The organism is Gardnerella lacydonensis (assembly GCF_048545055.1).
Classification (GTDB): domain Bacteria; phylum Actinomycetota; class Actinomycetes; order Actinomycetales; family Bifidobacteriaceae; genus Bifidobacterium; species Bifidobacterium vaginale_C.
In genome coordinates, this window is record NZ_JBKQXT010000007.1 from 43,851 (window position 1) to 51,222 (window position 7,372).

Genomic DNA, 7,372 nt, shown 5'->3' on the forward strand with positions numbered 1-7,372 from the left:
TATTGCATTAAGTTACTAAGATTTGAGCGAACTTATTCGCTGCGGAGCAACTCCCCATAAGCTCTCAGCGCCTACCTTTATAAGATTCCCTTTGTAAGGGTTTTCCTAGACAAGATATTCATCATACAAATTCAAGTACTATTATTACTTAAATAATGCTTTTCTAAAGGAGCAGTATGATAGCAAAGCATATTACTGTTGGCATTGTCGACGATGATTGTTTTTGTCTACACGGCCTAAAAACATATATTGAACAGGTTGTTCCGTCCTGCAATATTTGCTGGTTGTCAACATGTGCCGATCAAGCAATTCAGTTTTGTCAAAATCAATGCCCAGACGTGCTGCTAATTGACATGTATATGTCTGGGGTCTCGGGAATTAAAATATTATACGAATTGCGAAGAAGACACTCGCTCCCAATAATAATTGCTATAACTTCATTTCCTATCAACGATTATGCCTTAAAAGCATCGGCAGCAGGCGCGCAAGGCATTGTTGGGAAAAACCACCCCGAAACTATTTGCGCCATGCTCAGCAGTATTATCCAGGGAGCGTTCAAGCCGCAAATAATAGGTGATCTTCATTTTGACGACACGATGACAGCATTTCAACGTTTGCAAAATAAGCCAAAAAAGGGACGCCTTGCTTTAACGGATCATGAGACTGAAATTGTAAAGTTGTGCAGTAAAGGCATGACCAATGCGCAAATCGCTAAACGTTTATTTGTTGAAACTTGTACTGTGGAAACTATCCTTCGTCGCGTGTTCAAAAAGTTGAATGTGACAAATCGTTCACAACTTATTACCACATGGCTGCATGATGAATATTTAGGAAATGATACACAATGATTATTTTCTTAATGCGTCGTTTGCGAGAAAAGCTTATTGACAATAAAACATTTTTACTATTGGGATGTTTGTCGAGCGCAATGGATGCATATATTTACTCAAATAGCGACAATAGCACAATACAACTTGTTATAGTTTACATGATTCTTGCTGCTATGAATCTGTTCCTTTGCTTGCTCCCGCATTTTATGAGCATGTGCTATATTTTTGTGCACCTCAGCATTCTTGTTATTCCTAGTCTGAATCTTCCACCAGTAACTTTCGGGCTCATCATATCATTTGTTTTTATTTCGTATTTATATCCGATTCAATTTACATTACCTTTATTCTTAGTACTAGATGCATTACACTACGTTGCATACCGATACCTATCAACTTTGTCTTTCAAGTATCTTATTGCTTACCTTTTAATAAATATATTTTGCGTTTGCACTGGTATTATTTTGCGCATTTATCACCAAAAAATGGTTCTTTATGAAAAAGACAAGCAAACAATTAATAATCTTAATTTGGCTGTGCGAATGCACGATAAATTAACTAATAAGATTGCAGATATTGCACTACAAAGTAAAATAGCATTACTTGACAAGTCTATTTCTAAAAAGCAACGAGAAGCTATTGAAGAAATAAATGATTTGGCAGATCAGGCTTTTGAAGAAGGTCATAATATTATCGACATTCTACGTGGAAATACTGCTAAGCATGATGCTCGAAGCGAGTTCATTCAGCGCATTGAAGATACGCTACAAATGAACGACTCAATCAATGAATCATGTGGATTAAAAGGAAGATCCATATGCAATATATCTAGTAACGATATTCCTGAAGACATTAGAGATGAAATCATCTGTGAAGTTATTGAATTAATCGAAGAGCTATATTTGAACATGCGAAAATATGCTTCTTTAGTTTATTACATCAGAATTTCGATACGCGAAAAACAAATTGTTATAAAACAGTTTAATGTCCGATTTTTGGGCGAGAAAAGTAAAGATGCGATTCGCGCAGTATCTCAAAAAGGGCTTCTGATTCATCGCGATACCCTAAAGCATTTAGGCGGTTCACTTTATTTTCGAGCCTTTGGCAAGTATTGGGAATGTAATGCAGTTATCCCTTTAAAAAATGAACATAACCATATAAATAGTATACTTTACTGATTCAGTTTAAAAGATTAATGAATCTTGAGTAGTTTTAGTTAGTAATTATTTGTAAAGGTTTTCCTAGACAAGATATTGTTTACCTTTTAGCACGCCATTAATTTATAAATTGTAAAGGTTTGATATACACAATTATTTTCTTGTATTAGAAGGAGAAGAATATGAGTAATTTAGAAGATACAAAAGCACAAATTCCGTCCGTATTTTGGACAATAGCCAATGGCGTATTTCTTGCTAGCGGAATTGCGCTGATTGTAATGCGTAATGATTATCTATGGGGAGTGCCTCAAATTATCGCTGGATTATTTGGCCTTGCAACCATGTTTCTCATTAAAAAACCGTGGTGCGCGCAACTATATTTTATCGTATCCTCACTAGCTGTAATAGCAAATGGGCTTATGGAAATATTCGGCATAATCCACGGATCTGGATACGGTTATGTTCCGCTGATTATTGGTATAATTGTGCTTCTATTTATAGGCCTTGATAAGGATGAAAGTTCAAAAGCTCTTGGCATAGCCAAAAATAAGTAAAAGCATTAGACTGCGAATTTTAATATAAAAACATATCACAATTTTCAAAGGTCAAGCTGTAGCCATGTATCCTACGGCTTGGCCTTTGACTATTTATCTGTTAATGGTTTATTTTGCATAGAGTTTATACGTTACTGAACAATTTATTTGCACATAATCTCAACCATATTGCATTAAGTTACTAAGCTTTAAGCAAACTTATTCTCTGCGGAGTAACCCCAGTAAGCTCTGCAACATCACGAACCGTCAATCCCTGATTCCTTAGTATGCGAACCGTTTCACGCATAAGCATAGACGCTTCTTCTTGAGTTTTTATAGCTGCAGATTTTGCATCTAGCATGCGCTGAAGCATAAGCTCATCTTGTTCACTAAGTTTCGGAGTTACTTTCACGCCATTGACTTTAACATTTAAAGTTGCAGCAGCGTCTTTTACCATTGCTGCAACCTGATCAAGTCTACGTACTTGAGTAAATAATCCTGGTATTTCTGACACTTCTATAGCCCACCAGCCATCGCATCTGCGAGCTATAACGGTCACCATTTGTAAACAAGTCGTTGCATTATCATGCTCAGTAGCACTCATTGATTAAGTCTTTTCTCCAACTCTTTTCGCTTCAAACGTATAAGTATATGCCTATTTATCAATTCAATAAATAGGCATTGCATACAAAATCAGCACAATAAAGCTATACAAATGCAATTACATCACAGGACAATTAGTTTGCACATCCTGTTGGAATCCTGATGGATCTCCCAGTTTTGCTTTGCGCATGTGCTCTTTGAAAAAGTTTCGCGTTGCATCATCACAACGGTCTGGACCCATAAACGGCATACTAGGCACTTTTTCAAGCTCACGCAAAGCTTTACTCGCCGCTTGCTCATCACTAGCATACGTGTCTAGCCATTGCCGTTCCCAAGCACACTGATAATAATTAGATGCTTGCGTATCGCCATATCCACTCTGGAACTGACCGTCTTTTTCTTCTCCAACCAAGTTTGCAGGAGCTTTATATTTTTTAGGCCAACTAAGCTTTGCCACAGATTCCTGATATTCCTTCTCTATATGAGCAAAATCAACAATCTCTCTAGGCGAACTATTTTGCGAGCGCGCGCCATCCATACCGCTCGCATTATTGTTGCCTACTCCTCCACACGCATTAAACATAAGAAGCGCACTAAGCACACCAATAATAAGAGTTGCTTTATCAATAGTATGATTATTCATTATTCCTTCTTTCTTATTTTTTGAAAATTAACGCAATGCTAATGCTGGTTGTAAGCGCGATGCTTTTATTGCCGGCACCACACTTCCAGCAAGTGCTGTGATAAAAGCCGAAATAACAGCTTCAATAGCGGCTTCATATGGGTAAACTGGCGGACTAACTGGGCTTGCTGCATCCCAAAAACTTGATGCTATAGACACAAGACCAAAAGAAACAGCGACGGCAGCAATAGAAACTATCAACGCTAAAATAATCGCACTGCCTAACACGAGTGAAGCAATCGACCATCTAGTAGCACCTAAAGCTCTGCGTATAAGCAGTTCATGTGTGCGCTGTTCCAACGATGCTAAACCAATATTGATTAAACCTAACGCTGAAACAAAAAGCAATAATGCTGCTACGATAGCAAAACTTAATTGCAATACTGTTATCACATTCTCGTAATTATCACTATTATCATGTCTTCTAATTTCGTTTACTTGCCCACCACAACAGTCATAAAGAGCATCTGAAACATAAGATTTAATTGATTTTTGAGAACGATTTTCTTTATTCAACCAGTAGATTGAGCCTTGAGCTTCTTTTTCAGAATATTCCCAAAGAGTTGGAGCATAACGTAACAAGCCTAGAATATTCACGTATACTTTTGCCGAGTCTACGCCATCGTTCACAACTCCAACAATCCTTATAGGACTCATTTGTGTTGTTTTGCGAGAAGTAATAAATGCTACTTCACCAATCTTGTATCTTTTGCTAGCAGATTGGTTTACTACCATTTCTAATGCGTTGTTTTTAGCGCTATTACTAAACCATCTTCCACTTACAATAGGTAAGTTATAAACTTTGTTGTATCCTGCCGTAGTGTAAACAGCGTCAACATATTGAAGATTGCTGGTCTTATATTCTTTGCTTATTTTTACACTATTCGAGACTGGCATAGAAGCGCTAAACAGTAGTCCAGTGTTTGGTTGTAGCATAACGTTAGCGTTACGGTTTGCGGATTCAATGCGATTTAAGAATTTGTTAAATACTGAATATTCGTCAAAATTTTGTGCTGAAAAAGTAATCTCGTATGTTGGTCTACGACCGTTTAGTTGTTCGTTAGTTGCAATAAGATAGTCCTTACCAACCGTGCCGATAAGCACTGACGCAATAACAGCAACGATGCCAATAAACATTGAAAAACCTGTGAGGAAGGATCTCATAGGAGACAGGCGCAAATCTTTAAACAGCATGATCATAAAGAACACCGCCTTCCATAGTAAAAATGTGAGAGCAAGAACGAGCCACTTTCATATCATGAGTGACTAATAGTAATGTTGTTCCAGATTCTTGAACACGATCATGCAACACTTGAAGCACTTTTTCTCCCGTACTACTATCAAGAGCACCAGTTGGCTCATCGCAAATAAGTAATTCGGGATTAGTGACGAGAGCACGCGCTATTGCGACTCTCTGCTGTTCACCGCCTGATAGCCTTCCAGGGTATTCGTTTAGTTTATCTTGCAATCCAACAGCACATAATGCTTCTTCTATCGTTTTTCTTCTTGTCTGCTTGCTTTGTTGTAGTCCTGCATACAAAAGCGGCAACTCAACATTTTCTCTAATACTTAAATGCTTAATAAGCGAATAGTTTTGGAAAACAAAACCAATATTTCGAGCGCGCATATGCGATACTGTAGTATCACTACACTTTTGGATTGACTTGCCAGAATAATAGTATTTTCCAGTAAAATTTTTATTCAAAAATCCAATAATAGAAATAAGACTCGTTTTGCCAGATCCAGACCTGCCAACTACCGCGTATGTTTCACCTTGGTTAAGTATCATAGAAGCAGAGTTGACAGTGGTAAGCCATTCGCCATTGCCTAGTTTTACACGCGCTGACACGTCTTGTAGTTCAACCAGTGGAACAGGATTGTCTCCCATAATCATTGCGCTCCTGGAATGAGATTAGGAGAAACACCTGCTACAACATCACCCTCATGCAAGCCAGACGTAATTTCAATATTAGCGCCGTCACTGATTCCAAGACCAACTTCTTTACGCTCCCAATTATCGCCTTTCTTGTATGAGACTAAGCCTTTTTGAACTCTTCCAGAAACCGCACTAACAGGCAGAGTTAGAACCGATTGTTTATGCTTGCCATTAAAAACAAGCGTCGCATTTTGGCCTGATTCTACTTCTGTGCTTTTATCTATTAAACACGTTAAAACTTTTGACGATACACTGGGTGTACTTTGCATACTCGACTCATCTGTTTGAGTTGAATCAGCATTATCATTCTTGCTACTACCCGAGGCTGAAACATCGGTAGAACTTCCACCGCTTTGTACTATTTGCAAACAATTGGTTGGCCCAACACCATCTTCAACTTGAAAGCGACCTTTAACATCTGCAATATCTGCAGAACGAAGTAAAGCTTTTGCGTTAAGGCTTATTGAAAAACCTTCATATTGAAGAGTGAATAGCGGGAAAGATTTAGGCATGTCCGCAGATGATTCAGCTACTGACACAACTTTCGCGTCTACGGGAGCAATAATCTTGTTACCAGCATTGTAACCTAAAATACTTCCAGCTTTTACAGCACTTCCTGCCTTTACCGATGGAGAAAAATTCCCCCTACATATAGCACCGATAACAAAGGTAGACGATTGTTCTATTGTTGCTTTACCCGACACAACTTGTGTTAAAGGCTGTTTTTTGACTGAAACAAGTGGGACTGAATCATGTGATACCTGCTGTTGACTATCATCAACTGCTCTACCAGCGCATGCAGTAAGCAAACACGCTGGCAGAGCAGCTAACAAGAATACTTTCGTAAACTTACGCATAACACAAAGCTCCTTACTCACCAAACTCGTAAACGCATAGAATGCGTCGAAACAAGCCTCTCAAACTAATCCAAAATAAATAAAGGTCTCGGTAATACTGCAATTAACGCTTTTATGATTACCACTTTATTTAGAATTTCAGCTTTTGGTTAATAGCCTATAATCGCCGTAAAGAGTTTGCATCACACTAAATGATGATTTTTATTTATGATTCTTGAAGCTTGTGTAATACCAGAGAATGATAGGTAGAGATTCGAGATTTTTCGCACTGAATGAGATGAACCTCAGCATCTTTGATGGTGATTCATCGAATGAAGAAGAAAAATCGAGAATCTCGGTGATAAAAGACACGCAAAAGTTCTAGACATTCAGAAGGTTTGATGTATTTCTATACGAGCAATAAAAGAGGAGCGTAGCGACGGGAGTTGCGAGGAGAGAAATACTCAAACCTCGCGCAACAATAAGTAAGGAAATATCTTTCGCACTACGCTTTAAGCGCTCTGGCATGTCGGAGCGCAGGGCTACTAATAGCCGTGAGGAATAACACGTCGTAAATCAAGTACAATCGCACTACAAGAATATGAACGTGTTCAACTATGAAACATGTTAAATAACAAAAAAGCGGGGAACAATCAAGTTCCCCGCTAATCAAAGAATAATGCGGCAGCGTGCTAGTCTCCCACACCCTATCGAGTGCAGTACCCTCACCGTGTCAGGCCTTAGCTTCCGGGTTCGGAATGGGACCGGGCGTCTCACCTGAGCCATGACCACCGCAAA

General features: G+C 38.6%; 8 protein-coding genes and 1 rRNA gene. 3 read left to right on the forward strand and 6 right to left on the reverse strand.

Going from position 1 to position 7,372, the window contains the following annotated elements:
* Window positions 1-176: 176 nt before the first annotated feature.
* From ACJV45_RS06485 to ACJV45_RS06495, 3 genes are all read left to right on the forward strand, one after another.
* The gene (locus ACJV45_RS06485) at window positions 177-848 is read left to right on the forward strand and encodes a response regulator transcription factor (protein ID WP_353582448.1); all 672 of its coding nucleotides are present in this window, start codon (window positions 177-179) and stop codon (window positions 846-848) included.
* A complete protein-coding gene (locus ACJV45_RS06490) occupies window positions 845-2,005 on the forward strand; it encodes a histidine kinase (RefSeq protein WP_353582449.1) in 1,161 nt (386 codons plus the stop codon). The genes ACJV45_RS06485 and ACJV45_RS06490 overlap by 4 nt, the downstream gene beginning before the upstream one ends.
* Before the next feature lie 161 nt (window positions 2,006-2,166).
* Window positions 2,167-2,538 carry a hypothetical protein gene (locus ACJV45_RS06495; protein WP_004112863.1) on the forward strand — a complete coding sequence of 124 codons (372 nt, stop codon included), beginning with the start codon at window positions 2,167-2,169 and terminating at the stop codon, window positions 2,536-2,538.
* Between the two features lie 181 nt (window positions 2,539-2,719).
* Here ACJV45_RS06495 and ACJV45_RS06500 read toward each other — a convergent pair whose 3' ends face one another.
* The 6 genes from ACJV45_RS06500 to rrf form a co-directional block, all read right to left on the reverse strand.
* Complete coding sequence (locus ACJV45_RS06500) at window positions 2,720-3,121, reverse strand: XRE family transcriptional regulator (protein ID WP_353582450.1); 402 nt, start codon at window positions 3,119-3,121, stop codon at window positions 2,720-2,722.
* Between the two features lie 117 nt (window positions 3,122-3,238).
* The gene (locus ACJV45_RS06505; RefSeq protein WP_353582451.1) at window positions 3,239-3,763 is read right to left on the reverse strand and encodes a hypothetical protein; all 525 of its coding nucleotides are present in this window, start codon (window positions 3,761-3,763) and stop codon (window positions 3,239-3,241) included.
* Window positions 3,764-3,790: 27 nt separating this feature from the next.
* Window positions 3,791-5,002 carry an ABC transporter permease gene (locus tag ACJV45_RS06510; RefSeq protein WP_353582452.1) on the reverse strand — a complete coding sequence of 404 codons (1,212 nt, stop codon included), beginning with the start codon at window positions 5,000-5,002 and terminating at the stop codon, window positions 3,791-3,793.
* Window positions 4,986-5,696, reverse strand: a complete 711-nt coding sequence (locus tag ACJV45_RS06515) for an ABC transporter ATP-binding protein (protein WP_016824030.1) — start codon at window positions 5,694-5,696, stop codon at window positions 4,986-4,988. The genes ACJV45_RS06510 and ACJV45_RS06515 overlap by 17 nt, the downstream gene beginning before the upstream one ends.
* Window positions 5,693-6,595: an efflux RND transporter periplasmic adaptor subunit gene (locus ACJV45_RS06520; RefSeq protein WP_016824033.1), complete on the reverse strand. Its 903-nt coding sequence runs from the start codon at window positions 6,593-6,595 to the stop codon at window positions 5,693-5,695. Before ACJV45_RS06520 ends, ACJV45_RS06515 begins: the two co-directional genes overlap by 4 nt.
* A 658-nt stretch (window positions 6,596-7,253) precedes the next feature.
* Window positions 7,254-7,370 (reverse strand): 5S ribosomal RNA (gene rrf, locus ACJV45_RS06525).
* Window positions 7,371-7,372 lie beyond the last annotated feature (2 nt).

Bases quoted from the DNA above. Each gene is read 5' to 3' on its own strand.
- ACJV45_RS06485 (WP_353582448.1), top strand. From the start codon at position 177: ATGATAGCAAAGCATATTACTGTTGGCATTGTCGACGATGATTGTTTT.
- ACJV45_RS06490 (WP_353582449.1), top strand. From the start codon at position 845: ATGATTATTTTCTTAATGCGTCGTTTGCGAGAAAAGCTTATTGACAAT.
- ACJV45_RS06495 (WP_004112863.1), top strand. From the start codon at position 2,167: ATGAGTAATTTAGAAGATACAAAAGCACAAATTCCGTCCGTATTTTGG.
- ACJV45_RS06500 (WP_353582450.1), bottom strand. From the start codon at position 3,121: ATGAGTGCTACTGAGCATGATAATGCAACGACTTGTTTACAAATGGTG.
- ACJV45_RS06505 (WP_353582451.1), bottom strand. From the start codon at position 3,763: ATGAATAATCATACTATTGATAAAGCAACTCTTATTATTGGTGTGCTT.
- ACJV45_RS06510 (WP_353582452.1), bottom strand. From the start codon at position 5,002: ATGATCATGCTGTTTAAAGATTTGCGCCTGTCTCCTATGAGATCCTTC.
- ACJV45_RS06515 (WP_016824030.1), bottom strand. From the start codon at position 5,696: ATGATTATGGGAGACAATCCTGTTCCACTGGTTGAACTACAAGACGTG.
- ACJV45_RS06520 (WP_016824033.1), bottom strand. From the start codon at position 6,595: ATGCGTAAGTTTACGAAAGTATTCTTGTTAGCTGCTCTGCCAGCGTGT.